The 26,170-nt window shown below is 72.4% G+C and carries 19 protein-coding genes and 1 other RNA gene; 13 read left to right on the top strand and 7 right to left on the bottom strand.

Annotated elements, in window-relative coordinates; genetic code table 11:
• Positions 1–18: 18 nt before the first annotated feature.
• Positions 19–1,050: a DUF8094 domain-containing protein gene (locus IEY93_RS02195; RefSeq protein ID WP_189161232.1), complete on the bottom strand. Its 1,032-nt coding sequence runs from the start codon at positions 1,048–1,050 to the stop codon at positions 19–21.
• A gap of 82 nt (positions 1,051–1,132) precedes the next feature.
• Between IEY93_RS02195 and prfB the strand changes: the two genes are divergently transcribed.
• A complete protein-coding gene (gene prfB / locus IEY93_RS02190) occupies positions 1,133–2,251 on the top strand; it encodes a peptide chain release factor 2 (protein WP_189161231.1) in 1,119 nt (372 codons plus the stop codon).
• 77 nt (positions 2,252–2,328) lie between these two features.
• Here the strand turns inward: prfB and IEY93_RS02185 are convergent, their stop codons facing one another.
• Positions 2,329–2,520, bottom strand: a complete 192-nt coding sequence (locus tag IEY93_RS02185) for a hypothetical protein (RefSeq protein WP_189161230.1) — start codon at positions 2,518–2,520, stop codon at positions 2,329–2,331.
• A 235-nt stretch (positions 2,521–2,755) separates the two neighbouring features.
• Here IEY93_RS02185 and ftsE point away from each other — a divergent pair, with 235 nt between their 5' ends.
• From ftsE to ssrA, 5 genes are all read left to right on the top strand, one after another.
• Positions 2,756–3,445, top strand: a complete 690-nt coding sequence (gene ftsE, locus IEY93_RS02180) for a cell division ATP-binding protein FtsE (protein WP_184939289.1) — start codon at positions 2,756–2,758, stop codon at positions 3,443–3,445.
• A gap of 36 nt (positions 3,446–3,481) precedes the next feature.
• Positions 3,482–4,390: a permease-like cell division protein FtsX gene (gene ftsX / locus IEY93_RS02175; RefSeq protein ID WP_189161229.1), complete on the top strand. Its 909-nt coding sequence runs from the start codon at positions 3,482–3,484 to the stop codon at positions 4,388–4,390.
• 22 nt (positions 4,391–4,412) lie between these two features.
• Entirely contained in the window at positions 4,413–4,880 is a 468-nt protein-coding gene (smpB, locus tag IEY93_RS02170; protein WP_189161228.1) for an SsrA-binding protein SmpB, read from the top strand.
• 13 nt (positions 4,881–4,893) lie between these two features.
• Positions 4,894–6,891, top strand: coding sequence for a penicillin-binding transpeptidase domain-containing protein (locus tag IEY93_RS02165; protein ID WP_229690784.1), 1,998 nt, complete (start codon positions 4,894–4,896; stop codon positions 6,889–6,891).
• A gap of 632 nt (positions 6,892–7,523) precedes the next feature.
• Positions 7,524–7,901: a transfer-messenger RNA gene (gene ssrA, locus IEY93_RS02160) on the top strand.
• 154 nt (positions 7,902–8,055) lie between these two features.
• Here ssrA and IEY93_RS02155 read toward each other — a convergent pair.
• The 3 genes from IEY93_RS02155 to IEY93_RS02145 all read right to left on the bottom strand — a co-directional run bounded on the left by IEY93_RS02155 (position 8,056) and on the right by IEY93_RS02145 (position 10,884).
• Positions 8,056–8,676 carry a hypothetical protein gene (locus tag IEY93_RS02155; RefSeq protein WP_189161227.1) on the bottom strand — a complete coding sequence of 207 codons (621 nt, stop codon included), beginning with the start codon at positions 8,674–8,676 and terminating at the stop codon, positions 8,056–8,058.
• 96 nt (positions 8,677–8,772) lie between these two features.
• Positions 8,773–9,423 carry an SAM-dependent methyltransferase gene (locus IEY93_RS02150; protein ID WP_189161226.1) on the bottom strand — a complete coding sequence of 217 codons (651 nt, stop codon included), beginning with the start codon at positions 9,421–9,423 and terminating at the stop codon, positions 8,773–8,775.
• A 354-nt stretch (positions 9,424–9,777) separates the two neighbouring features.
• The gene (locus tag IEY93_RS02145; RefSeq protein ID WP_189161225.1) at positions 9,778–10,884 is read right to left on the bottom strand and encodes a S1C family serine protease; all 1,107 of its coding nucleotides are present in this window, start codon (positions 10,882–10,884) and stop codon (positions 9,778–9,780) included.
• A 301-nt stretch (positions 10,885–11,185) separates the two neighbouring features.
• On the opposite strand from IEY93_RS02145, the gene IEY93_RS02140 reads away from it, so the two are divergent.
• The 7 genes from IEY93_RS02140 (at position 11,186) to pgfA (ending at position 24,431) form a co-directional block, all read left to right on the top strand.
• Positions 11,186–12,529, top strand: coding sequence for a hypothetical protein (locus IEY93_RS02140; RefSeq protein ID WP_189161224.1), 1,344 nt, complete (start codon positions 11,186–11,188; stop codon positions 12,527–12,529).
• 115 nt (positions 12,530–12,644) lie between these two features.
• Positions 12,645–14,846: an acyl-CoA dehydrogenase family protein gene (locus IEY93_RS02135; protein WP_189161223.1), complete on the top strand. Its 2,202-nt coding sequence runs from the start codon at positions 12,645–12,647 to the stop codon at positions 14,844–14,846.
• 232 nt (positions 14,847–15,078) lie between these two features.
• A complete protein-coding gene (locus tag IEY93_RS02130; protein ID WP_189161222.1) occupies positions 15,079–16,977 on the top strand; it encodes a hypothetical protein in 1,899 nt (632 codons plus the stop codon).
• 221 nt (positions 16,978–17,198) lie between these two features.
• Positions 17,199–17,330: a hypothetical protein gene (locus IEY93_RS39240; RefSeq protein WP_268241515.1), complete on the top strand. Its 132-nt coding sequence runs from the start codon at positions 17,199–17,201 to the stop codon at positions 17,328–17,330.
• A gap of 237 nt (positions 17,331–17,567) precedes the next feature.
• Complete coding sequence (locus tag IEY93_RS02125; protein WP_372444465.1) at positions 17,568–18,845, top strand: glycosyltransferase family 4 protein; 1,278 nt, start codon at positions 17,568–17,570, stop codon at positions 18,843–18,845.
• Positions 18,826–23,184: an alpha-(1->3)-arabinofuranosyltransferase domain-containing protein gene (locus IEY93_RS02120; protein ID WP_203968338.1), complete on the top strand. Its 4,359-nt coding sequence runs from the start codon at positions 18,826–18,828 to the stop codon at positions 23,182–23,184. Before IEY93_RS02125 ends, IEY93_RS02120 begins: the two co-directional genes overlap by 20 nt.
• Positions 23,181–24,431: a cell envelope lipid trafficking protein PgfA gene (pgfA, locus tag IEY93_RS02115; protein WP_189161219.1), complete on the top strand. Its 1,251-nt coding sequence runs from the start codon at positions 23,181–23,183 to the stop codon at positions 24,429–24,431. The genes IEY93_RS02120 and pgfA overlap by 4 nt, the downstream gene beginning before the upstream one ends.
• On the opposite strand, the gene IEY93_RS02110 is transcribed toward pgfA, so the two are convergent.
• Both IEY93_RS02110 and IEY93_RS02105 read right to left on the bottom strand, forming a co-directional pair.
• The gene (locus IEY93_RS02110; RefSeq protein WP_189161218.1) at positions 24,372–25,160 is read right to left on the bottom strand and encodes a class I SAM-dependent methyltransferase; all 789 of its coding nucleotides are present in this window, start codon (positions 25,158–25,160) and stop codon (positions 24,372–24,374) included. The two genes, pgfA and IEY93_RS02110, sit on opposite strands and share 60 nt — an antisense overlap.
• 57 nt (positions 25,161–25,217) lie before the next feature.
• On the bottom strand, positions 25,218–26,170 hold a 953-nt coding region (locus IEY93_RS02105; RefSeq protein WP_229690782.1), incomplete at its 5' end, for an acyltransferase family protein.

Raw genomic sequence — 26,170 nt, 5'->3', positions numbered from 1 at the left:
CACGCGCCGGCCGGCCGGTCACCTGCCGGTCACCTCGGTGGCGGCGCCGTCGAAGCCGATGATGCGCGCGCGCTCGGCGGCGCCCTTGCGGGCGACCTGGCTGACGTCCTGCTGGGTCTCGATCATGCGCAGCATGGACGGCACCACCTGGCTCGGGACGGCCCAGCGGACAGCCTTGGGCACCGGGACCAGGCCCTCGGCCGACTTGATCTTCGCCTGGCGGAGCGTCGTGCGCCTCAGCGAGTACAGGATGACGGCCCCGCCGTCGGTAGTGCGCAACGCGAAGATCGGGAAGGCGGTGGCGGCGAACAGCGAGTCGTACAGCAGCCCGCGCGTGCGGTAGTCCGGCTGGATCTTCTCGACCTCGTCGAAGTACCCCGTGGTCTGCGGCCCCGGGGCGATCAGGCTCGCGGCGAAGCCCCTGGGGCCCTCCTCGGCGATGGTCGCGTGCAGCGGGGCCATCAGGTGCGGGCTGATCGCGATCGAGTCGTCCCTGGTGGCCAGCGCCGTGGCGTACCCCTCATCGTCGAGCAGGACGGCGGGCGGGCTCGTGCCGGGGTAGAGCAGCGAGGCGAAGCTGAGCTGCCACATCGAGGTCTCGTACTGCTTCATGAAGGCCAGCACCGCGGTGCGCCGCCTGCCATGCCCATCGCGCCGCTCGGCCACGGCGGCGAACCAGTACGGATAGCGGTCGGCCTTCAGGCGCGGCACCAGCAGCTCGGGCTTCCCCCAGGTATAGCGGGGCGGGCGCAGGCCGGTCGAGGTGAACGCGACCCTGGTGAGATCACGCTGGGCGTCCCTGGTCTGCTCCAGCGCGTAGGACTCGGCGCCCGAGGCGCGGGCGGCGTCGTCGGCGGCCAGGATCTCGCGCAGCACCCGGCCCGCCTCGGCCAGGCCGACCGCGGGCGCCTCCCGGGGCGCCGCCTCGGTGGGGGAGGCCGACGGCGTGGCGGAGGAGGCGCCGGAGCGCGGCGCCGGCGGCGACGAGCACGCCATCAGGGAGCCGGCCAGCAGGAACAGCGCGAGGGCCACCCGCATGGTCGTGGTCACGCTCGCCTCCCGATGAGTCCCCCGCAGGACGCAATGCTAGCCACGCGCGAGGTGCCTCCGCCTTCGCGTACTCTTGGCAGTTGTGGCAGCCATCGACCCCGCAGAAGAGATCAGCGAGCTTACCGGCACACTGAAGGGCATTCAGGACGTGCTGGATCTCGACGCCATGCGCAAGCAGATCGCCGAGTTGGAGGAGCAGGCTGCCGCGCCTGACCTGTGGAACGACCCGGAGCAGGCGCAGAAGGTCACCAGCCGGCTCTCGCACATGCAGGGCGAGCTCAACCGCGTCGAGAGCCTGGTCCGCCGCCTGGACGACATCTCCGTGCTGTACGAGCTGGCCGAGGCCGAGGACGACGCGGACACCCGCGAGGAGGCCGACCGCGAGCTCGCCTCCCTGCGCACCGACGTCAACGCCCTTGAGGTGCGCACCCTGCTGTCGGGGCCCTACGACGCCCGTGAGGCGCTCGTCACGATCAACTCCCAGGCCGGAGGCGTGGACGCCGCCGACTGGGCGCAGATGCTCCTTCGCATGTACCTCCGGTGGGCCGAGCGCAAGGGCTACTCCACCGAGATCTACGACACCTCCTACGCCGAGGAGGCCGGCATCAAGTCGGCCACCTTCGTGGTCAAGGCGCCGTACGCCTACGGCACGCTGAGGGGCGAGCACGGCACCCACCGGCTCGTCCGCATCAGCCCGTTCGACAACCAGGGCCGCCGGCAGACCTCCTTCGCCGGTGTCGACGTGGTGCCGGTCGTCGAGCAGACCGACCACATCGACATCAACGAGGACGACCTGCGCATCGACGTGTACCGCTCCTCCGGCCCCGGCGGCCAGGGCGTCAACACCACCGACTCCGCGGTGCGCATCACCCACCTGCCCACCGGCATCGTGGTCTCCTGCCAGAACGAGCGCTCGCAGCTGCAGAACCGCGCCTCGGCGATGACGGTGCTGCAGGCCAAGCTGCTCGAGCGCAAGCGGCAGGAGGAGGCCGAGAAGATGTCGGAGCTGCGCGGCGAGTCCACCACCTCGTGGGGCACGCAGATCCGCAACTACGTCCTGCACCCGTACCAGATCGTGAAGGACCTGCGCACCTCGGTGGAGGCCGGCAACCCGGCCGCCGTCCTCGACGGTGATCTGGACGAGTTCATCGAGGGCGAGATCCGCTGGACGCGCCGGCAGGAGGCCGGCACGGCGAGCTAGCGGGCCACGGGCGCCCTGGGCGGCGCCGGCCCCGGCGTCGCCCCTGACATGCCCGTGCCACCCCTAGACGGCGCCGATCAGGCGCCGTACAGGTGGCTCAGCGCCAGCGTGCAGCCGAGCACGATGAGCAGCACCGCCGCGATGAGCAGCGGAGACAGCCCGCCCAGCCCATGGTGGTGCACTCTGGCCCTGCTGGCACGGCAGGCGGGGCACCGCCCCTCGACGACCGGGCCGGCGCAGTTGGCGCAGATCAAATGTTCGCAGCTCACGGGGTATCTTCCTCTCCGCGATGATCGCTGTACCACCCCGATGCCGAGTGTGGAATCGTTTTGTTTCCGTTATGGACGTTCCATGCCAGTGTTACCCCTAGACTGAGCCTCGGCCAACCGGAACGTCGATCGTCGGTAAAGAGCGGCGCCCCCCGGCCGGCGAGCAATGCGATGTGGCTCTCTCGCCACCTCCGCGACCGTCCTACCCCCTAGACTGGCATGCCGTGATGCGCCTGTGATCCATTTCGATAATGTCACCAAGGTCTACGCTAACCAGAACCGCCCCGCCCTCGACCACGTCAGCGTGGATGTCGACAAGGGCGAGTTCGTGTTCCTGGTCGGTCCTTCGGGGTCGGGGAAGTCGACCTTTCTCCGGCTGGTCCTGAAGGAAGAGCGCCCGAACTCGGGCGCCATCCACGTCGCCGGTAAGGATCTGGCGCGCCTGTCGAACTTCAAGGTGCCGCACCTGCGCCGCCGCATCGGCTGCGTGTTCCAGGACTTCCGGCTGCTGCCCAACAAGAACGTCTACGAGAACGTGGCGTTCGCGCTGGAGGTCATCGGCAAGCCCCGGCGGTTCATCCGCAAGGTGGTGCCCGAGGTGGTCGAGCTGGTCGGCCTCGAGGGCAAGGCCCACCGCATGCCCGACGAGCTGTCCGGCGGTGAGCAGCAGCGGGTCGCCATGGCCCGCGCGTTCGTCAACCGGCCGATGATCCTGCTCGCGGACGAGCCCACCGGCAACATCGACCCGGCGACCAGCATCGGGATCATGAAGGTGCTCGACCGGATCAACCGGACCGGTACCACCGTCGTCATGGCCACCCATGACGCCGCCATCGTCGACTCCATGCGCAAACGCGTGGTCGAGCTGGAGGACGGCAAGATCGTCCGGGATCAGTCGCGCGGCGTCTACGGCCAGGCGTACTGATCACCAAGCGAGAGAGCGACAGGGGACACCCAAAGCATGCGGGCAAACTTCATCTTCTCCGAGGTCTGGATCGGGCTTCGCCGTAACCTCACGATGACCATCGCCGTCATCGTGACCGTCGCCATCGGCATGGCCCTGCTCGGCATCGGACTCATGATCAACGCCCAGGTCGGCAGCATGAGCAGCTACTGGTCCGACAAGGTGCAGTTGTCGGCCTTCCTATGCGCGAAGAACAGCCCGTTCGACGCCTGCAAGGGCCGTGGTGGGGTGAGCCAGCAGGAGAAGGTCGCGCTGCAGAAGCAGATCGAGGCCATGCCCCAGGTCGACCGGGTCACCTTCGAGAACCAGGAGAAGGCCTACGAGAACTTCAAGGCGGCCTACAGCAGCAACAGCGTGTTCCTGAGCGCCGTCAAGGTCGAGGACATGCCCGAGTCGTTCCGGGTGAAGCTGAAGAACCCCGACGACTACAAGGCGGTGTTCGACGCGCTCAGCGGGGCCGCCGGGGTCGCCAACGTGGTCAACGACCAGCAGTTGCTCGACCGGTTCTTCGGCCTGATGAACCGCCTGCGCAGCGCGGCGCTGGTCGTGGCGCTGATCCAGGTGTTCGCCGCGATCCTGCTGATCGGCAACACGGTGCGGCTGTCGGCGTACAACCGCAGGCGCGAGACCGGCATCATGCGGCTGGTCGGCGCGTCCAACCTGTACATCCAGCTCCCGTTCGTCATGGAGGGCACGATCGCCGGCCTGGTCGGCGGAGTGATCTCGGCGGTCCTGCTGATGTTCGCCAAAATCGTGATCTTCGACAGCATGCAGAAGTTCTTCGCGCTGGCGACCCAGCTCACCTGGAGCGACGTCGCACAGGTGATCACACTGACCACCGTGGTGGGCGTGCTGATCTGTATCCTCGCCTCGTTCGTGACGCTCCGCCGGTACCTCCGGGTGTGACGCTCCCCGGTAGGCTCGCTGTATGCCACGTGAGACCGGGCGTAAGCTGATCGCCCAGAACAAGCGTGCCCGGCACGACTATCACATCGAGGAAACCTACGAGGCCGGGCTCGTCCTGATGGGCACGGAGGTGAAGTCCCTCCGTGCCGGCCGGGCCAGCCTCTCTGACGGGTACGCCCAGGTGAAGGACGACGAGGTGTGGCTGATGAACGTCCACATCCCCGAGTACCACATGGGCACGTGGACCAACCACGCGGCGCGGCGCCCTCGTAAGCTCCTGCTCCACCGCAAGGAGATCGGGAAGATCATCGGCAAGACCAAGGAGTCCGGCCTGACGCTCGTCCCGCTCTCCCTGTACTTCCGGGACGGCCGGGCCAAGATCGAGATCGGCGTCGCCCGCGGTAAGAAGACCTGGGACAAGCGGCACGATCTCGCCGAGAAGCAGGCGACCCGGGAGATGGCCCGCGCGCTCCGCCACCGCAACCGATGAGGGCCGACCACCCGTGGTGCTAGCCGTACGTCTCAGAAAGGCCAGGGCCCTGCCGGCCGGGCTGGCGCTCGCCCTGGCCGCGCCCCTGCTGTCGGCCTGTTTCGCCGAGCCGACGCCGCACGAGGCCGTCAGCCAGTTCCTGGTGGGCTGGCAGTCCGGCGACTACGCCGCGGCGGCCGAGCGCACCGACGGCGACCCCAAGGCCGTGCGCAAGGCCCTGGAGGACGCCTCGCTGCAGCTGGACGCCGCCTCCATCCGCTTCTCGATCAAGGGGCTCACCTCCGACGGCGACAACGCCGACGCGAAGTTCCGCGTCCAGGTCGACCTCGGCGACAACAACCCGATCTGGAGTTACGACAACGACCTGCCCCTGCACGTGGTCGACGGGAGCTGGAAGGTCCGCTGGTCGTCCAAGGTCATCCACCCGCAGCTCGGCGAGGGGCAGCGCTTCGCGGTCAAGGTGTCCCCCGAGGGCGACCAGCCGATCCGCCAGCCGATCGAGGACCGCAACGGCGACGCGCTGCAGCAGGACGCCACCCTCTACCTCGCGGGCGTCTACCCCGACCGGGTGAAGGACCCCGTGGGCGTGTGCGAGCGGCTGTTCCAGCTCACCGGCTTCGCGCAGGACCGCCTGCTCGCCCGCATCCGCTCGGCCCCGCCGCAGGACTTCGTGCCGCTGGTGACCTTCGGCGCCAAGAAGTACGCCCAGCTCCTCGACCGGCTGGAGGAGATCGGCCCCGACCTGGTGATCGAGAAGCAGGCGCAGCCGGTGGCGCCCGCGCAGCCGGCCGACATCATCGGCCGGGTCGGCGCCATCACCGCCGAGACCATGCAGCAGCTCGGCGGCCCGCAGCGCGCCGGCGACACCATCGGCCAGGGCGGTCTGCAGAAGGCCTACCAGGAGCAGCTCACCGGCTCCACCGGCACCGAGGTGATCACCTACGACCTCAAGACCGGCGAGCAGGTGGCCGAGCTGGCGCGCTGGCCGGGCCGCACCGACACCACCTCGGTGCGCACCACCATCGACAAGGGCGTGCAGCGCTCGGCCGACCTGGCCGTCAGCGGTCAGTCCGCCGCCCTGCTGCTGGCCGTGGACGCGCCGACCGGGCAGATCAGGGCCGTGGCCTCCAAGGGCTTCGACCAGCTCAGTGACGGGTTGAACGGCCGTTTCCCGCCGGGCACGACCTTCTCGATCGTCGCGGCGGACGGCCTGCTCGCCGCCGGGCTGGACCCGGGCCAGAAGCTCCCCTGCCCGGCCGACCGCACGGTCGGCGGCGCCCGATTCCAGCAGGCGCAGGCCCAGTCGACCCCGCAGCCGCAGACCACCGGCCAGCCTCAGCCGACCGGCCAGCCGCAGGCCGAGCCGCCGGCCGGTGACACGCCGACCGTCACCGCGGGCTTCGCCCAGGGGTGCGTCACCGCGCTGGCGTCCCTGGCCCGCCGCGTCAACGCCACGGCGCTCACCCAGTCGGCCGCCCGCTTCGGCATCGGGCAGGACTGGCGGCTACCGCTGCGGACGTTCAGCGGCAGCGTGCCCGCCGCGGCCGGCGACGCCGCCAAGGCGAAGATCATCGCTGGGCAGAGCGTCCGGGTGAGCCCGCTGTCGATGGCCCTGGTCGCAGGCGCGCTCGCCTCCGGCACCTGGCGCCCGCCCACGCTGGTCACCTCGCCCGCCACGCCGGACACCGACTCCGAGGTCGCCCCCGCCCCTGCCCCGCGTCCGGTCACCCTCGCCGCCGAGAGCCTGACCAAGCTGCGCGCCCTGATGCGCGCGGGCGTCACCTCGGGGTCGGCCACGGCGGCCGCGGCGCCCGGCGAGAAGGTCTACGGGGTGTCCTCGGCGGTCACCTTCACCGAAACCGACAGCGGGAAGAAGCGCCAGCGGCACCTCAACTGGTTCGTGGGCTGGCAGGGCGACATGGCCGTGGCCGTGCTCGCCGAGACCGGCGACGCGACCGTCGCCCCGCAGATCGCCGGCCAGTTCTTCCGCAACGCCCGTACGGCCGCCTGACACCGCCCCGCCTGACACCGCCCTGCCGGTCACCGCCGGGCTCCGGCGTGACCGGCGGTGCGGCGCCCGGGGCGCTCGCGGCACCGCCTATGGGCCCGCTGTCGGATGCCAGGGCGTGCGGGGTCGGAGGAGCGTCGCTGACCTGCGGAAAATACTTCCCCGGCCGAGCAACCATCGGGCGGCCGTCTGGCGTCTTTCTCGGTGACCGGGCACCGCTTGGGGGTTGCGGGCCTGGTCGCCGTGATGAGACCAGGGCTTCATCTCGGGGGAAGCCCTGCCGTCCGGACCGGCTCGACCCTGCCGGTCGGCCCCCGGGGGTATGCGCCATGTGCCATGCCTCCGGGGGTTTCGGCATGTCGTCGCGCCCGGACCACCGACAGGACCCGAGGACGCCGGCAGCCACAGACCACGCGGCGTCGGCCCCACCGGCCCGGGCACGGCGCGGAGGGGCCGAGTGCGGCGGCTCGCGCAGTCCCCTGCAGCGGACGGAGCGATGCGTCTCCCGCCCTGTCCGTGCTGAGGCTCGCTCATCGGGGCCGTCGGGCGGCCGGAATCATGTGGACAGCACGGGTGTTGTGTAAAGTATCGTCGGAAGGCGCGCGACCCCCCGGGGTCGTGTTGACAACTCCACAGGGGGTGACCGGTTTCGACTTCGGCATGTCGTGCCAGGGGAAGCGGGTCGAGGACTGCGGACATAACCTCGTTAATCCTGTGACCGCAAAACAATAAGTGCCAATAACACGCGCACTCAGGGCCACATGGCCCTCGCCGCCTGAGCGAGGTCTAGGCCCTTGTCAGCCCGGGATCGCCTCCGGCCCGGATCTGGCATCGCTAGGAGGCTCAACCGCTCGCCCCGGTCACGGGGGCGATAGGGAAACCTAACAGTGACTGAGCCCGTCGGCGACTCGCCTGCGAGATCGCCGGGGCCGAGAAAAGCGCTGCAGGCTGCACCCGGAGAAGCCCTGACGCGGTGTTGAAGGACGCGGGTTCGATTCCCGCCACCTCCACTCCCTGGAACGGCCCGTGGCGGCGAGCATCCCTCGCCGCTGCGGGCCGTTCGTCATGTCCGGACCGATCCGGCCGATGCCCATTCGGCCGCGGTCTCCGCCTTCCTCGCCTCCTGAACGCGACCAGTGCCGGCCTGGAAGCGGGCGCGGGCACGCGTCAGCGGTAGAGGGGAAGGGCGCCGGTGAGCACCCGCTGGGCGACCGCGAAGACCTCGTCGGCGACGGCGGGGGACGGCGGCGGCGCGACGACCTGCACCATCTGCGTGCTCGGCTCGCCGAGGTCGGGGAACAGCTCCCACTTCCACGCGGGGCTCGTCAGGCTGTCGAAGCGTTCGAGGCTGACCACGAGCGGCGCCGTGCCGTCCCACCCCCAGTGCGGCGTCCGCGGCAGCCGTGCGAGGCGGACGAAGGCCCGGGCGGGCGGGACGCGCGGCGGCGGGCGCTCGGTGTCGTCCTCGCCCGCCCGGTCGAGCACGGCGAGACCGGCGCGGGCCGCGGCTTCGGAGAGCAGGGCGTACGGGTCGGGCAGGTCGGCCAGGGAGGCGTTCCGGTACGCCGTCACCTGGGCGAGCAGCACGGCTTCCGCGAGGCGCTGGTCGCCGCCGTGCTCACCGGCCCAGTCGCCGGGCGCGATGCCGTGCCGCGCGCCGGTGGCGTGCAGATCGGCCAGCAGTTGCGCCGCGGCGTCCAGCGCCGAGGGGGTGTAAACGGTGCGGTAGTGCCCGCGCGCCGCCCGCTCGATCAGGTGGCGGGCGGAGGCGCTCTCGGTGGTGGTCATCGGCTGGAGTCCCTCATCGTCTCGCCTGTGACTCTAGGACTCTAGTCCCTCATGATCCACTCCAGGGTACGGGGCGGCCGGCCGGGCGGGAGCCGGTCAGGACGGGCGGCGCCGTACGGCGATGACGTTGTCGAGGATCGGGGCCGAGGTGCCGTCCGGGCCGATGGCGAGCCGTTCCCTGCGCTCCAGGATCTCCACGTCCCACAACCCGGGCTCGAGTCGGAGCGGGGCGAACGTCTCCTCCGGCGTAGGGAAGCGGTGGTCGTGGTGATCCCCTGCCCAAGGCGGGACCGAGCCGTGGTTGACGATGAGCAGGAGGCCGCCGGGCACCACGGTGCGCGCCGCCGCCGACAGCACCTCTGCGTCGGAGAGCTTCACGGGCGACTGCATGAACTGGGCGGAGACCAGATCGAAGGACCCTTCGGGGAGCCAGCGGTTGAAGTCGTGCCGCTGGAAGTCGATGCGGTCCAGCACGCCGGCCTCTTGCGCGCGGGCCGCGGCCCGCGACAGGGCGATGGCGGAGATGTCGGTGGCGGTCACCCGCCAGCCGTGCCCGGCCAGCCAGACCGCGTCGCCTCCTTCGCCGCAGCCGAGGTCCAGCGCCCTGCCCGGCGGCAGCGGCCCGGCGACATCGACCAGGACGGCGTTCGGCCGTCCGCTCCACACCTGGTCGCGCGCGCCGTAGTGCGCCTCCCAGAAGCGCTCGACCTCTCCCTCGTCGTCCTTAACGTGGATGTCGCCGCTCATCGCGGTCTCCCTTCCGTCGTCTTGCGCCGTCCCGCTCGGGCGGGCCGCCGGGGAACGTACGAAATGCTCGCGCCATGTTCGCCGGTTCGCCAAACGCCTTTGCCGGATCGGCAAAAACGATCCGAACCCGACCCCGGTGCGGCCTGCCGCTGGAGAGCATGAGAGAGGGAGACCACCGGACGGTGGCGCTACCGGCACTCCGGGAGTGCGAGGCGATCAGGGCGCATCGTGCGTTGGCGGGCCGGCCGTGGACGGTCGCATGGCACGGGCGGGACGTGCGCGAACTGCGCGAGGCGTGGGCACGAGGAGCCGTCCGCCGGGAGCCGGTGGGTTCCCGGCCGAGGCCGGAGAGGGTCAGCTGCCGGAGAGGGTGCCGAGGGTGACGGTGACCGTCTCGCTCCGGCCGTTCGGGTGCAGGATCCCGACACTCGCCCGCATTCCGGGCCGCAGGCCCGCGAGCACCTCCGACAGCGCCGCCGCAGTCGGGGTCTCCTTGCCGTTGACGCTGGTGATGACGTCACCGGCCTTGATACCGGCCTTGGCGGCGCCGCTGCCCGCGTCCACCAGCGCGACGCCCACGCCGACCGGACGGCCCTCGGGGTCCACGACGGTGTTGACCCGGACGCCCAGCGCGGCGCGGCGGGTGTTGGTGACCCGGCCGTACCTGATGATCTGGTCGGCGACGTCCTTGGCGGTGCTGCTGGGGATGGCGAACCCGATGCCCGGAGCCGCGCCGCCGCCCAGGTCGGGGTTGATGGCGGCCAGCGTGGGGACGCCGATCACCTCGCCCCGGAGATTGGTGAGCGCGCCGCCGCTGTTGCCGGGGTTGATCGAGGCCGAGGTCTGGATGGCGTTGGTGATCGTCGCTCCGGGTGATCCCTCGCCCCGGGGCTCGGTGACGGTGCGGCCCAGGGCGGAGATGATGCCGTTGGTCACGCTGCCGGACAGGCCGAGCGGGTTGCCCATGGCCAGGACGATCTGGCCCACTTTGAGCTTGGAGGAGTCGCCGAACGTGGCCGGGGTCAGGCCGGTGCGGTCGGCGACCCGGATGACGGCGAGGTCGCCGAGCGGATAGGAGGAGACCAGATCGGCCTTGCGTGGCTTGCCGCCGGTCGGGAGCGTGACGTCGAAGGTCTTGGCTTTGCCGACCACGTGGGCGTTCGTGATGATGTGCCCCTGGGTGTCGTAGACGACGCCCGAGCCGAGGCCGCCGGAGGTGTTGATCTGGACGATGGACGGCAGCACCTGGGCGATGACCCGTTCGTAGGCCTGCTCCTCGTTGACGGCCGGGGTGCCGGGAGGCGAGGTGGTCGGTCCGCCCTGCTGGGAGGCCGTGCTCGTCGCGGCCGGTGTGCCGGTGAGCGCGCACCCGCCCAGTGTCACCAGAGCACCGGCGACCCCGGCGGCCAGGACCCGCCGCACGGCGCGTCCCGCCTTCCGGTTACCTGGTGTAGTCGCCATGGAACACGTCATTCCCGACCGGGCGGAAGATACTCGCTATTAATCACCAATGTCTTGATCTAACGGTCGGCCGGACGTGATCGATGTCTCGTTCCGGACGGATTTCCGGGTACGCGCCTGCAAGGCGCTGACCTGTGGGAACGTGGAGCCGGACGACCGGGACGGGAATGTGCTGCAGCGCGGATCACGATTTGTGACGTAGTCTGCCGACATGGCGGACGGCGCTGGCACCCCACCAAGCCGCCCTGGGTCTGGGCGGCCTCCGAATTTCGTTCCCTCCTATGAGGCGCCGACCACCCCGATGCCCAAGGTGAGCCCCGAGCAGGCCCGCGCGATGGCGCGGGCGGCGCAGGCGGCGGCCAAGGCCCGGCGGTCCTCTGACGTCACGCCGCCGTCGCAGGAGACCGCGCCCGCCTCCGGCACGGCAGGCGCCGTGCCCGTGGGGGCGTCGGACACCGTGCCGGTGAAGGTCGCGCCCGCGCCCGAGAAGGCTCCGGCGACGGCGGACCCGGCACCGACATCGAGCCGCGCTCCGGAGAACGCGGCGCGCACCTCGGGGGAGGCTTCGGAAGACGTGGCGCCGACCTCGGACGACGGATCGGTGGACGCGGCTGAGGACGTGGAGACAGAGGCGGCCGAGGGCAGGTCGGCCTCGGACACCGTGGAAGTGCGCATCCGGGGCAGGCGCCCGTACGCCGAGGTGCTCGGCGTCGGGACGGGCCGCGCGGCCACCGGGTGGGACGCGGTGGCCGGATGGGACGCGATCGACTCCGGCGGGGGCGTGTCGCAGGAGGTCACCGCCTACGTTCGCAGGTTGCCTGGACCGTTCCCCGACGAGTCCGAGACCGCTTCGCCGGCCCCGCCCCTTCCCGACCCGCCGGCCCGTCCGGCGAACGAGCGGTCCGGGCCGCTCGGCGCGGTGTTGCGGCGGGTGGGCGACATCCCGATCAGGGCGGTCTACGGCGTCGGCGCGCTGATCGTCACCGTGGTCATCGTCATCCTGATCTTCACGCTGTTCGCCGAGGACCGGCCCGCCGAGCCCGTCCGCGTGGACCAGGCACAGGGGGCGTCCGGTGCGCCCGTACGGCCCGTTCCGTCCCCGATCGCCGTGCCGAAGGTCCCCGCGGCCAAACCGATGACGGTGTTCCGCGGCGCGGGCACCACGGTCGCCGCGTACGTGGTGGACCGGACCGCGGGCATCAGCTACGCGCAGTACGCGGCGCCGTGGGCCAAGACCGCCAGACAGCCGTTCTCGGCGGCGCAGAAGGTCGGCCCGGCCGGTCGTCCCCAGGCGCTGATCGCCTCCGGGCCGGTGCCGGTCGCCGTGGGCAAGGCGCCGGTCACCTATGGCGGCTACCGGACGCTCGCCGCCAAGGCGGTCAGGTGGACGCTGCGCTACCAGCCGGCCGGGTCGAAGTTCGCCTGGACGGTTTCGCAGCGGGCCAGGTACAACCTGGGCTGGGTGCTCGGCTACAAGGTCAGCTATCTGCAGGGCGGCAAGCGGCACACCTCGCAGGCGTACGTCATGGTGATCGCCGCGCCTTCGGCGAAGAAGCCGGCGATGCTGTTCGCGAACGTGACCGACGCCCGTCCCGCGCTCTACCACGATCTCAACATGCTCTTCTGGACGGCCCGCGCTCTCTGACGCTCGCCGCGGGCCGGTCCGAGGGCGCAGCGGGTTCGTGGACGGCGTGGCCTTGGAAGCATCTTCTAGAATATGATTCTGGGGCATCTGGAGGCCGAGCGGCACGGAGGGTGTCATGGCGATCGGGTTGAGCGAGGAGCACGAGGCACTGCGCGAGTCCGTGAGCGGCTGGGCGGAGCGCAACATCGCCGCCGAGGTCGTACGCGCGGCGGTCGGCGCGCCGGACGAGACGCGCCCCGCCTTCTGGTCCGGCCTCGCCGGCCAGGGACTGCTCGGCCTGCACCTGCCCGAGGAGTACGGCGGCAGCGGCTTCGGCCTGCTGGAGACCGCGGTGGCCGTCGAGGCGCTCGGCGAGCGCGTCGCCCCCGGCCCGTACGTGCCGACCGTGCTCGCCTCCGCCGTCATCCTCGCCTCCGACGGCAAGGCGCGCGCCGAACTGCTGCCCGGGCTGGCCGACGGCACGCTGACCGGCGCGGTCGGCCTCACCGGAACGCTCACCGCGACCCGGGACGACCACGGCGTCCTGACCGTCACCGGCACGGCCGAGCCCGTGCTCGGCGGCGCGCTCGCCGACGTGCTCGTCCTGCCGGTCGCCACCGACCAGGGCGAGGAATGGGTCGTCCTGTCCGCCTCCGACGTCACCGTCACCTCGATCGCCAGCCTCGACCTGACCCGGGCGGTGGCCAAGATCGAGGCCGGCGGGGTCGCGGTGCCGGGCGAGCGCGTCCTTCCCGGCCTGAACCGGGCACACGTACGCGACCTGGCCGCCGTCCTGCTCGGCGCCGAGGCCGTCGGCGTCGCCGCCTGGTGCGTACGCGCCGCCGCCGAGTACGCCAAGGTGCGGGTGCAGTTCGGCCGGCCGATCGGCCAGTTCCAGGGGGTCAAGCACAAGGCGTCCCGCATGCTGGTCGCGCTGGAGCAGGCCCGTGCCACCGTCTGGGACGCCACCCGCGCGAGCGGAGACGAGCTGCGTTACGCCGCCGCGATCGCCGGGGTCATGGCCCCCGACGCGGCCGTGCAGTGCGCCAAGGACGCCATCCAGATCTTCGGCGGCATCGGCTACACCTTCGAGCACGACGCCCACCTGTACTATCGCCGCGCGCTGACCCTCCGCGCGCTGCTCGGCGCCTCGGCCGAGTGGGCCGGCGAGGTCGCCGCGCTCGCCCTGGCCGGCATCTCCCGCGAGATGGAGATCGAGCTGCCCGAGGACGCCGAGGCGCTGCGCTCGGCCATCCGGCAGGAGATCGCCGAGATCGCCCGGCTGGAGGACGGCAAGGAGCAGAAGCGCGCCCTGGCCGCCGCGGGCTTCGTGATGCCGCACCTGCCGGGGCCCTGGGGACGCGGCGCCTCGCCGCTGGAGCAGGTGCTCATCTACCAGGAGCTGAAGGCCGCCCGGGTACGGCTGCCGCAGATGATCATCGGTGCCTGGGTCGTGCCGTCCCTGGTCGCCTACGGCACCCCCGCGCAGCAGGAGCGGTTCCTGCCGGCGACCCTGTCCGGCGAGACGATCTGGTGCCAGCTCTTCAGCGAGCCCGGCGCCGGGTCCGACCTCGCCTCGCTCCAGATGAAGGCCGAGAAGACCGAGGGCGGCTGGAAGCTCAACGGGCAGAAGATCTGGACCTCGATCGCGCACGTCGCCGAATGGGGCATCTGCATCGCCCGCACCGACCCGGGCAAGCCCAAGCACGACGGCATCACCTACTTCCTGGTCGACATGAAGGCCCCCGGGGTCACCGTCCGCCCGCTCACCGAGATGACCGGCGAGAACCTGTTCAACGAGGTCTTCATGGACGACGTCTTCGTCCCGGACGAGATGGTCGTGGGGGAGATCAACGAGGGCTGGCGGGTCGCGCGCAACACCCTGTCCAACGAGCGTGTGTCCCTGTCCTCCGGGTCCGGCGGCACCGGCGCCTCGGTCCCCGACCTGCTCGGCCTGGCCGCCCGCCTCGGCCGCGAGCTCACCGAGGCCGAACGGCAGGAGCTGGCGCACGTGGTCTGCGAGGGCCACTCGATCAACGCGCTCAGCCTGCGGGTCACGCTGAAGCAACTCGCCGGCTCCGAGCCGGGCGCCGACGCCTCGGTACGCAAGCTGCTGTCCACCTCGCACGCCCAGCACGTGTCCGAGTGCGCGGTGAACCTGCTCGGCGCGGCGGCGGCGACGGCCGCCGACATGAAGCTCGGCGACCCCGGCTACTGGAACCGCGCCGTGCTCGCCACCCGTGCCATGACCATCTACGGCGGCACCACCGAGGTCCAGCTCAACATCGTCGCCGAACGCATGCTCGGCCTCCCCCGCGACCCCGAACCCGGCAGGTAGTGCCCGGCCGGACGACCTTCCGGCCCGTCCGCTGGACACTCTCATCGGCGCCGCGTCGGCGGGACGGTGTATGGCGAATGCCGGCGCCACCTTACGGCGCGGCCCCGGCGAACCCTCGTGGCCAGGTCAGTAGGTACACCATGCGTTCTCTGTCAGGGCTCGGGGGTGGCGTCGGCTTCGGGTAGTTTTGCCAGGTCTGCTGGCTGTCGGCGTCCGGGAGTGGTGCGAACCCATGCGATTCCACCGCGCCGTGCGCCCGGTCGAGGTCGTGCCGGCGCTGGCCGCGCTGCTGGCCGGAGTGCTGGCTCTCGGGTCGGCGCTGGGGCCGGGGTTCGTGCTGCGGTACGACATGGTGTTCGTCCCCGGCCCTCCGCTCACCTGGCCCGAGGGGGGCTTCCCCCGTGCGGTGCCGAGCGACCAGGTCGTCGCCCTGCTGGCGCACGTCGTCCCGGCCGCCGTCCTGCAGAAGGCCATCCTGCTCGGCATCTTCCTGCTGGCCGGCACCGGCGCCGCCGCCCTGATCTCCCGGGAGCGCCTGGAACCGATCCCCCGGGATGGTCTTCGGCCGGGACACGGCTCGGAGCCGAGCAACGCTCCAGCGGCGCCGACCGGCTCCGCAGGCGAAGATCTCCAGACTTCTGGTCAGGCGGCGGACACCGCTCTGCTGGTGGCGCGGGTGGCGGCGGCCGTCTTCTACGTGTGGAACGCCTACCTGGCACAGCGGCTGCTGCTCGGCCAATGGGCGCTCCTGCTCGGTTACGCCGGGCTGCCGTGGGCCGTCCGCGCGGCCATGCTCGGTGGTTGGCGACGACTGATCCCGGCGCTGCTCCCCGCGGCGGCCGGCGGCTTCCAGGCCATGCTCGTGACCGCGCTGACCGTCCTTCCCGTGGCTGCTGTTGCCGCGCGAGGGCAGCCGCGCGTCCTGGTCCGGTCCCTGGCCACCTTGGCCGTGCTCAGCCTGCCGTGGGCGGTGCCCGCGCTGCTCAGCGACGCGGTGACCGACCCTCGCGGGGTGGAGGCGTTCGCGGCCCGGGCCGACGGACCGTTCGGCACCGCCGGCAGCCTGCTCGCCCTCGGCGGCATCTGGAACGCCGAGGCGGACGTTCCCGGCCAGTCGGCCTGGTGGCTCGCCACCGCCCGCCTGGTCGTGGGCGTGTTCGCCGTCATCGCCTTCGCCCGGCTCCGCGAGACCGTCCCCTACCGGGCCGGCCTGCTGGTCGCGGCCACGGCCGGGCTCGTCATCGCCCTGACCGGCGCGTACGTGCCCGGCGTACTCAAGGAGCTCATCACCTGGTGGCCCGGCTTCGGCCCTCTCCGCGACGGCCAGCTCTACATCGCCCCCCTGGCCTTGGTCCAGGCCGTGGGTTTCGGGGTGCTGTCCCGCCGTACGGCGGCGCCGGTTTCGCCGACCACCGTCTCGCCGTCGCGGCGCCTTCTTGGGGGAGGCCAGGGGCGGGAGGAAGGGCCAGGCGCGGCGGGGCGGGGGTTCGGGGCGCGGGTGTTGGTGGTGGTGCGGGCGGTGGGCTTGGTGGTGTCTCGCCGTGTGGTTTCGCCGTCTGTCGTCTTGCCGTCGCGGCGCCGTTTGGGGGGAGGCCGGGGGCGGGGGGAGCCGGGCGCGGCGGGGCGGGGGGTCGGGGTGCTTCTGCCGGGGGTGGTGGCGGTATGCCTGCCGGTGCTGGTGTTGCCGTCATTCGCGTGGGGGGCGGTGGGACGGCTGGCGGCGGTGCGGTACCCGGCGGACTGGCAGAGAGTGCGGGCGATCGTCAACGGTGATCCGCGGCCCGGGGCACTGCTTTCGCTGCCGTGGAGCGCGCAGCGGGCCTTCGTGTGGAACGGCGGCAGAGTGGTCCTGGACCCGGCGACCAAGGGCTTCGCCCGGCGGGTGGTGTGGAACGACGGTCTCGCCGTGGGGCTCGAGAACGGCCGGCTCCTCCGTATCGCGGGAGAGGACCCGTTGGGCCGCCGAGTCGGGGCCGCATTGGATGCGGAAAGCTCGTTGCGGGCCGCGTTGCGGGGGGTGGGGATCCGGTACGTGCTCATCGCGGGGGAGAACGAGAACACGTTTCGATCGCGGTTGGACGGCGCCGTCCTCGTCTATCAGGGGGGAGAACTGGTCCTTCTGCGGTTGTGAGGCAGAACGCGTGGTGGCGCTGGTGCGTGGGTGACCTCGGCCGAGGTCGACGGGGCGCAGGGGGCTGGCGGGGTGAGCGGCGGATACGGTGGAGGGCTGCCGCATACTGGACGGTAAGTCTGATTATCACGTTTTGACCAATTGGCTCGCCTGTCGGGTGAATCACGTTCTAGTCTCGGTGGGGTCCCCCGCGACTCCGGACTTCGAAAAGGAGAAGCCCAATGCTGCGAGTGCTCGCCGCTCTCCTCGTTGGGGTGGTTCTGGCGATCGGCGCGTCCGTCAGCGTGGTCAACGTGGTCGCCCCCAGCCCTGAACCGCCGAACAAGCCGCTGTACAACTACGGCAACCGGTGACCTTCCCCGGGTCCGGTGGACGGCGCGACGGCTGAGCCGGGCCGCCGCATTCCGAACTTCCGATCCATGAGCACGAGGGTGTGCTTTCGCCGTGCCCGCGACCAGGCGGAGCACCGCTCCGAGCCGGATGCGACGCGGCGGAGCACATTGGACGACCGTGAGGGGTACGCCGCGGCGGCGGGCGTACGGCGGGCGGCACCGGCCAGGGAGGGCTCGAACGCACACGAAGGAGTGTCCGTGGTCGCACAGCAGGTGGGCCACTTCCCGCCCCGGCCGGTGCCACAGGTGGCCGGTGGGCAGGAGGCGGCCGACCGGCGGTTGACGGGCGTACGGGTCGCCGTGTGCAACTTCCGGGAGCCCGCGCAGTCGGTCGCGGGCGGGGCCGAGGAGTACGCCTGGCAGGTCGGCCGCCACCTGCTCGCCCAGGGCGCGTCCGTCCACTTCCTGACCGGCCGCGAGCCGGGCCAGGCGGGCCGCGAACGGCGCGACGGCATCGAGTTGCGGCGGATGGGCAACCGCTACCTGGTCTATCCGCTGGTCGCGCTGTGGCTGCTGCTGCGCCGGCGCCGCTTCGACGTCGTCATCGACTGCATGAACGGCATCCCGTTCTTCGCGCCCCTCGTGGTGTCGCGGCGTACGACGGTGATCTGTCTCGTGCACCACGTGCACGACCGGCAGTTCCACGCCTTCTTCCCCCGCGCGCTGGCGCGCCTGGGCTGCTTCATCGAGGGGCCGGTCGCCCGGCTGCTCTACCGCCGCCGCACGACGGTGACGGTCTCGGAGTCCTCCCGCGCGGAACTGCGGGAACGGCTCGGCTGGCTCGCTCCGATCGAGGTCATCCCGAACGGCGGCCCGGCCGTGCGCCCGGTCGCGACGCCGGTCGGCGGAGCCGCGGTCGAAGGCGACCCCGTGGTGGCCTACCTCGGCCGGCTCGTCGGTCACAAGCGCGTGGAACGCGTGGTGGACCTGGTCCCTGAGCTGCGGGACAACCGTCCCGGCCTGCACGTCCACGTGGTGGGCCGGGGGCCGGAGTACGAGCCGCTGGCGCGCCGCGTCCACGAGTTCCGCGAGCGGGGCGGGGCCGGGCGGGTGACCTTGCACGGTTTCCTGGCCGAGGCGGAGAAGAACGCCGTCCTCAGCGCGGCCCGGCTGGCCGTGACGGCCTCGGAGTTCGAGGGCTGGGGGCTGACGGTGATCGAGGCCGCCGCGCTCGGCGTACCCACCGTGGCCTACGACGTGGCGGGGCTGCGCGACTCGGTGCGGGAGGGTGTCACGGGCTGGCTGGTCCGGGAGGGCGAGTCGCTGGCCGAGGTGGTGGACCGCGCACTTGAGGAGCTGTCCGACCCGGTGCGCCGCGCCGAGGTCCAGCGGGCCTGCCGGAGCTGGGCGGCGGAATTCTCCTGGGGGAGGACGGGCGCTAGGATGACCGGACTCATCACCGCCGAACTGGAGCAAAAGGGGCATGTCCGGCCGCTCGCCTTCCGGCTCGCCGCAGGTGAGAGCCATACTCCCTGACCGCGACCAGCCCGGCGCGCGGTTGCGACGAGGGCTTCGGTTGCTGGCCGGGTGCCTGCTGCTCGGGGCGATCACGTTCAACACCTCGCCGGGCCAGGTGATCTCCGAGACCAAGCTCGACATGGCGGTGAACCCGGTCGGGTTCCTGGAGCGGGCGGCGCATCTGTGGGACGACGCGTTCTTCGGCCACCTGCAGAACCAGGCGTACGGTTACCTGTTCCCGATGGGGCCGTTCTACGCGCTGTTCCGCTGGCTGGACATGCCCGCGTGGAACATCCAGCGGCTGTGGATGACCCTGGTGCTGTGCGCGGCGTTCCTCGGCGCCGAGCGGCTGGCCCGTGCCCTGCGCGCCGGCTCACCGGACACCCGCCTGCTCGCCGGGCTGGCGTACGCGCTCGCGCCGCACGCGCTCGCCCTCGTCGGGGTCAACTCCTCGGAGTTCCAGCCGAGCGCCGTGCTGCCCTGGATCGTGCTGCCGCTGGTACGCGGCGCGCAGGGGGCCTCGCGCCCCCGTACGGCCGCGGCGGCGTCCGCCGTCGCGTTCCTGTTCGCGGGCGGCATCAACGCCGCCGCCGAGCTTGCCGTCCTGGTGGTGCCGCTGCTGTACCTGCTGACCAGGCGTAACGGCCCCCGCAAGCGGCGGCTGCTGGCCTGGTGGCTGTCCTGCGTGGCCGCGGTGTCGATGTGGTGGCTCGTGCCGCTGGTCGTCCTCGGCCGCTACATCTTCTCCTTCCTGCCGTTCATCGAGACGGCGGACGCCACCACCGGCGTCACCTCCCTGTTCAACACCCTGCGCGGCACCTCCAGCTGGATCTCCTTCCTGCCGGTGGACGGCGGGCCGTGGCTGCCGGCCTCCTACGACCAGGCCACCCGGCCGTGGCTGATCGCGGTCACCGCCGCCGTCGCCGCCGCGGGCCTGGCCGGGCTGCTGCGCCGCGGCACGCCGGAGCGGACGTTCCTGGTCCTGTCGGTGCTCGCCGGGGTGGTCATCGTGACCGCCGGGCACGCCGACGCGCTGGCCTTCCCATGGGCCGGGCAGGTCAGGAGCCTGCTGGACGGCCCGCTCGCGCCGTTCCGCAACCTGCACAAGTTCGACGCCCTGCTGCGGCTCCCTCTCGCCCTGGGCCTGGCCGCCCTGCCGGTGCGGCGCCCATCCCTGGTCGCGGCCCGACCTGGAGGGCTTGTACTGCCGCCGGTGGTCGCCCGGCTCGCCGTGCTGCCGGTGGCCGCCGCCGGGCTGGTCGGGCTGTCGGTCGTGCCGGTCGCCACGGCCGGCATCACTCCCGCCGGCGCGTTCGCGGACCTGCCCTCGTACTGGCGGGACGCCGCCACCTGGCTGAACGGCGACACCGGCCACGGCATGGTGCTCGCCGTCCCCGGCTCCAAGCGCGGCGAGTACCTGTGGGGCCGTCCGCTGGACGAACCCATGCAATCGCTGCTCACCGTGCGCTGGGCCACCCACTCCAACGTCCCATGGGGCTCGGCCGGGCTGGCCCGCCTGCTCCAGGCGATCGACGAGCGGTTCTCCAACGGAGAGGGCTCGGCCGGGCTGACCGCCACCCTGCGCCGCATCGGGGTGAAGTACCTGCTCGTCCGTAACGACCTGGCTCGCGAGACCATCGGCTCGGCGTGGCCGGCCAGGGTGCACCAGACCTTGGAGGACTCCACCGGCCTGGTGCGCGTCGCGCAGTTCGGCCCGCAGGTCGGGCAGGCCTCCATCAGCACGGCCGCCGGCTGGTTCGACCAGCCGTATCCGGCGCTGGAGGTGTGGGCGGTGCCGGACCCCGCGCCGATCGCCGGCGTCGTCCCCGCCTCCGGGACGGTGCGCATGGCCGGCGCGCCCGAGGGGGTGCTCGCGATGGCCGAGCAGGGCGTGCTGGCGGACGACACACCCGTACTGGTCGGCGACGAGCCCGGCGCGTCGGCCGTGCCCGCCGGCCGTACGGTGGTCACCGACACGCTGCGCCACCGGCAGACGGCCTTCCGCGACGTGCGCAGGAGCACCGGCCCGACCCTGCCCGAAGCCGCGCGGCAGGAGCCGGTGACCGACCTGCTCGACCCGGCCTGGACCTCGGCCACCTCCTTCGCCCGCTACCTCGGCGTGGCCGACGTACGCGCCTCGTCCTCCGACGCCGACGTCACCGCCGCGCCGGGCGGGCGCGACCCGGGACGGCTGCCCTACGCCGCGTTCGACGGCGACGCGCGCACCGGCTGGCGGTCGGACGGGTGGCGCGGCGCCCTCGGCGAGTGGCTGGAGGTGCGGTTCGTCGAGCCGGTGGACATCGGGGACATCACCCTCGCCTTCGAGCAGGGCGCCATCGGCCCGCCGGTCAGCGAGGTCGAGCTGTCCACCGCGACCGGCGCCCGGCGGGTCGCCGTCCGGCAGACCGCCGACCCGCAGCTCGTCGCCCCGCCGCGCGGCCGGACCACCTGGCTGCGCATCCGGGTCACCGGGCTGGCCTACCGGTCCGCCGACCCCTTCGGCGACCGGGTCGGCATCACCGAGGTCGCCATCCCCGGCGTCACCCCCGCCCGCGCCATCGCCGTGCCGCCGCCGCCCGGCGGCGCCGACGCGGGCACCGTGCTGCTGACCTCCCAGGGCAGCGCCCCCGCCTGCATGCGGGGGTCGTCCACCTGGACCTGCTCGCGCCGGCTGCCGATCCTCGGCGAGGACGGCTACGCCTTCCAGCGGCTGTTCGAGGTGACCGCCCCGCGGACGCGCACGGCCACCGGCACCGCGGTGCTCACCGACCCCAGGCAGGCCACACTGCTCACCACCCTGCCGGACGTGTACCCGCAGGTCACGGCGTCCTCGACCGTCACCGACCATCCCGCCGTGCTCGGCCGCGCCGCCATGGACGGCGACCCGTCCACCGTCTGGTACGCCCAGCCGTTGGATCGGCGGCCCACGCTGACCATCGATCTCGGCCGGCCGCGCACGTTCGCCGAGGTCAAGGTGCTGTTCCCCGACTCCCATCTCGGTGAGCCGCCGGTCAGGGTGACCATCAGGACCGGTACGCGCACCGTGCAGGCGTGGGTCGGCCGCGACGGGCGGGTCGCGTTCCCGGCGCTCACCACGCGGCGGCTGCAGGTGGAGTTCACCGCCCCCGCCTCCCGGCCCATCGAGGTCACCGAGCTGACCATCCCGGGTGCCGATCCGCTCGGCCGCCTCGACGGCTTCCCGCTGCGGCTGCCCTGCGGCTACGGCCCCACCCTGACCGTCGACGGCACCATCGTGCCGACCCGGGTCGTCGGCGGGACGCTGGGCGACGTGCTGAACGGGCGCCCGCTGTCGTTCGCCGGCTGCGCGCCGGTGCGGCTCATCCCCGGCATGTCCTATCTCTCCGTCGCCGCCACCGATGCCTTCCGCGTCCGGTCGGTCGTCCTGCGCGACCGGCCCGGCACCGGCACGCGTACGGAAAGCGGGGCAGGCGCGTCCGGTGGCGAGGCGTCACGTGACGGGACGAACCCGGGCATCCGCGTCGTCCCGGCGCGCGTCGAGGCGTGGGGGCCGGAGGAGCGGCGGCTCGCGGTGTCGGCCACCGAGCGCTCGTACCTGACCGTGAACGAGAACTACAACGCGGGCTGGCATGCCTACCTGGGCGGATCCCGCCTCACCCCCGTCCGGCTGGACGGCTGGCGCCAGGCGTGGATCCTGCCGCCCGGCGCGGGCACCGTCGTGCTCCGGTACGAGCCGGACGCCGGCTACCGATGGTCGCTGGCGGCCGGGGCCGGCCTCGCCGCCGTGGTCCTCCTCCTGGCCTGGCCCTGGCGCAGACCAGGACGACGCGGCTCTGCGTCCGGAACCGGTCGTCTGGCCGATGATGGGCGACACCTCCCTCCCACCAGCGCCAGGCGGCACCCTCAGGTCGAGGGTGAGCGTCACTTCCCGCAGGGACGGCGTCACCCGCCGGCCGGGCCCAGCGGGGTGCCAGGGCATTGGGCGCTCGGCGCCGCACCGCTGGTCGGCCTGTGGACCGGCGGCTTCACCGGTGCCGCCCTGGTCACGGTGCTGGTGGCCGCCTGGCTCTGGCTGCCGCGGGTGCTGCTCGCCCAGCACGCCGTACGCGGGCCGGTGCGGCAGGCGGCGCGGGCGTTCCTGTCCCCCTGGGTAGCCGGGGCGGCGCTCGCCCTGGCCGGGCTGAGCGCGGCGGCCGGAACGAACCTCGGTATCGACACCCTCGTCCGGCTGGTGCCCCAGCTCTGCTGCCTGCTGGTCGTCGCACGACTGCTCGCCGCCGTACCAGAGCGCCCGCGCGACCGCCCCGGCCCCGGCGCACCGCCGTCCCGGCATACCACGGCCCCGGTCGTGGACCGCCCGGCGGCGGTGTCCGGATGATCCGCCGCGCCGAGGCCGCCACCGTCGTGCCCGGGAACCACCAGGCGAGAGGACCAGGATCGACGCGGGTTCAGCTCGTCCGGACGGCCTGCGCGGTCCTGGTGGCGTTCCTGGTCACCATGGCCGTTCTGTGGCGCTGGTACGTCTACCCCGGCGGCCTCACCCTGCCTTCGGAGCAGCGCACGGTCTACCGGCTGGTCGACGACACCGCCACCTACCTGGACACCGCGACGTTCCAGACCCGCACCGGCGTGCCGGTCACCGAGACCGTCTCGCTGTACGGCGACCCGCCGGCCGGAGACGACCGTACGGCGGTGTGGGTGGAGTTCTCCTCGCTGGAGGCCGGCTCCGGGCCGCGGATCGACTACCACGAGCGGCGGACGGCCTTCGACCGGCGCACCGGCCTGGCGGTGAACTGCTGCGGCGCGTACATCGACGACGACAGCGCCGTCCGGCAGACCGGACTGGCCTTCCGGTTGCCGCACCGCGCCGAGCCGCGCGGGTACCCCATGTTCGACCCGGTGCTCAAGCGCGAGGTCGCCCTGCGGTACGAGGGCGAGGAGGAGGTCGCGGGCCTGCCGGTCCGCCGCTACTCCTATTCGATCGGCCCGGCGAAGGTGCAGGACCTGCCCGGCCAGGTCCCCGCGAGGGTACTCGGGCTGCCCGGGACGCGTCCGGTGGACGTGGCCCGGTACGTGCGGATCACCCGTACGTTCTGGGTCGAACCGGAGAGCGGGCTCCCGGTCCGGGTGCGCGAGCAGCGCGCGGACACGCTGCGCACGCCCGACCAGGTGGACCGCGCCGTCGCTTTCCGGGCCGACCTGGTCACCGCCGCCGGAGACGTTGAGGACCAGGCCGCGGTGGCAGGCGCGTTCCGCCGGTGGGCCGTCCTGGTCAGAGACGTCCTCCCGGCCGTCTTCCTCGTCCTGGCCCTGGTGTCCCTGGCGGTCGCCCTGGGCGCGGGCCGCCGCCGCAAGACCCCGCCCACAGGCCACGACCCGCACTCCGACCAGACCCCGCGCCCAGACCAGAACCCAAGCTCAGTCGAAAAACCGGGCTCAAGGCAGAACCTGAGCTCGGACGAGAAACCGGGCTCAGGTCAGGCTCCTGGCGCAGACCGGAATCCGCGTCCGGACGAGGTTTCCACGGTCACGGACCAGGCCGATCGCCCGCCCGCGACGGAGAGGTCAGCGGCGGCGCAGGACGATCAGCAGGTTCCAGGTCACGATCTCGCGGACGCCGGGTAGCCGGACCACGCCCGTGGCCCACTCCGGGTGGTAGCGGGGCCGGGCGGCCAGCACCGCGGCGTCCGTACGCGAGCGCGCCCAGCGCAGCGCGCCTGCCACCGAGACCGGATAGAGGCTCTCGCCGTACACGTTCTTCGGCCGCCGCCCGTACCGCCGCTCGTACCGGCGCGCGGCGCGGTGCCCGCCCAGGTAGTGCCAGGGCGAGGTCTCGTGCCCGCCCCACGGGGACAGCCAGTTGGTGAAGGACAGGTACACCACGCCGCCCGGCCGGGTCACCCGCAGCATCTCGCCGGCCATCCGCCACGGGTCGGGGACGTGCTCCAGCACGTTGGAGGAGAAGCAGACGTCCACCGAGCCGTCGCGCAGCGGAATGTCCAGGGCGCTGCCGAGGATCGCCCCCTCGGGGACCGCGCCGTCGCGCGCCATCATCTCCCCGGCGTCGCAGTCCACGCACAAGGTCCGCGCGCCGTATGCCCGCAGCGCCTCGGTGAAGTAGCCGGGCCCGCCGCCGACGTCGGCCACGAGCGCGCCGGGCAGGTCGGCGTACCCGGCGAGCTGGGCGGCGGTGTCCCGGGCGAGCAGCCCGTAGAAGAAGTCGGGGTCGGTCTGCTCCTTGCGGAACGCGGCGAACAGCCGGACCGACCGCCGCGAAGTGGCACGGAACGGCGGGTGCGGGAGCTCCACGTCTGCTGTGTCCTCACACGAGTCGGGCCGGGTGCCCGGGAGCATAACACCACGTCGCGCCCGATATGTGCGGCGAACGGGCCATCCCATCGGCACCCCGCGTCAAGCGGACTTCCGGGCCGGCTCCGACGTGGCCGCCGGGCGCAGGAAGCGAAGGAGACCGCGGGCCGGCTCCTCGACGTACCGGTGGCTCAGCGTGGCCAGGGCGACGGTCAGCGCCCCGACCATGACCAGATTCACCAGGAAGTTGCCCGTGAACGGCTGCTGCCCGGTGAATTCGTACCAGAGGAAGAGGGCGAAGAACTGCCAGAGGAACACCCCATAGGAGATGCGCCCGAAGAACCGCATCACCCGGTTGCCGAGCAGCCGGCCGATCGGGCCGTCCCCGCGTTCGAGCAGCGCGCACGGCGCCACGAGACAGGCGGCGATGCTGCCGTAGAGCGCCAGCTCGAACAGGCCGCTCCAGACCCCGTCGATGCCGTAGAACCGGATGCCGGTGACCGGCGAGGCGGCGACCGCGTAGGCGAGCGCGGCCACCAGCCACAGTGAGCCGGGGGAGGCGTTGACGGCGCGGACGAAGCGCGCGGCCGGACCGTCCTTGTCGTGCCGCGCCCACACCGACACCACGGCCAGTGCCATGCCGGGTGTGAAGAACGCCAGGGAGCGCGGCAGCCAGGTGTGCAGGTAGGGCCGGTACTCGGGGTAGTAGCCCAGTACGGTCCACAGGTAGGAGCAGGCCGACAGCACGACGAGCCCGGCCAGCAGCCGTCGCGCCCGCGTCGCCAGGTCCGCCCCGCCCCGGCGGGCGAACCACGCCAGCAGCCCGGCCAGCAGCGGCAGCACCAGGTAGAAGGCGGCCTCCACGCACAGGCTCCACATCTGCCCGAGCCCCTTCGGGCCGAGCCCGAACCACCACGGGTGCGGTTCGTAGTTCTGCGCGAGGAAGACCAGTTGCAGCCAGGTCCTGAGGTCGCCCAGGTGATCGCGGGACCACAGCGGCATGGACACCGCCACCACCAGCCAGTAGGCCGGCAGAATCCGCAGCGCCCGCTTGA

It is taken from the genome of Sphaerisporangium melleum (genome assembly GCF_014646695.1).
Taxonomy (GTDB): Bacteria; Actinomycetota; Actinomycetes; order Streptosporangiales; family Streptosporangiaceae; genus Sphaerisporangium; species Sphaerisporangium melleum.
The sequence above is the reverse complement of the archived record's forward strand: the minus strand, read 5'-3'. Positions and strand labels throughout refer to the sequence as shown.

Bases quoted from the DNA above. Each gene is read 5' to 3' on its own strand.
- IEY93_RS02150 (WP_189161226.1), bottom strand. From the start codon at position 9,423: ATGAGCGGCGACATCCACGTTAAGGACGACGAGGGAGAGGTCGAGCGC.
- IEY93_RS39240 (WP_268241515.1), top strand. From the start codon at position 17,199: ATGCTGCGAGTGCTCGCCGCTCTCCTCGTTGGGGTGGTTCTGGCGATC.
- pgfA (WP_189161219.1), top strand. From the start codon at position 23,181: ATGATCCGCCGCGCCGAGGCCGCCACCGTCGTGCCCGGGAACCACCAG.
- IEY93_RS02135 (WP_189161223.1), top strand. From the start codon at position 12,645: ATGGCGATCGGGTTGAGCGAGGAGCACGAGGCACTGCGCGAGTCCGTG.
- IEY93_RS02140 (WP_189161224.1), top strand. From the start codon at position 11,186: ATGCCCAAGGTGAGCCCCGAGCAGGCCCGCGCGATGGCGCGGGCGGCG.
- IEY93_RS02130 (WP_189161222.1), top strand. From the start codon at position 15,079: ATGCGATTCCACCGCGCCGTGCGCCCGGTCGAGGTCGTGCCGGCGCTG.
- IEY93_RS02145 (WP_189161225.1), bottom strand. From the start codon at position 10,884: ATGGCGACTACACCAGGTAACCGGAAGGCGGGACGCGCCGTGCGGCGG.
- ftsX (WP_189161229.1), top strand. From the start codon at position 3,482: ATGCGGGCAAACTTCATCTTCTCCGAGGTCTGGATCGGGCTTCGCCGT.
- smpB (WP_189161228.1), top strand. From the start codon at position 4,413: ATGCCACGTGAGACCGGGCGTAAGCTGATCGCCCAGAACAAGCGTGCC.
- IEY93_RS02155 (WP_189161227.1), bottom strand. From the start codon at position 8,676: ATGACCACCACCGAGAGCGCCTCCGCCCGCCACCTGATCGAGCGGGCG.
- IEY93_RS02110 (WP_189161218.1), bottom strand. From the start codon at position 25,160: ATGCTCCCGGGCACCCGGCCCGACTCGTGTGAGGACACAGCAGACGTG.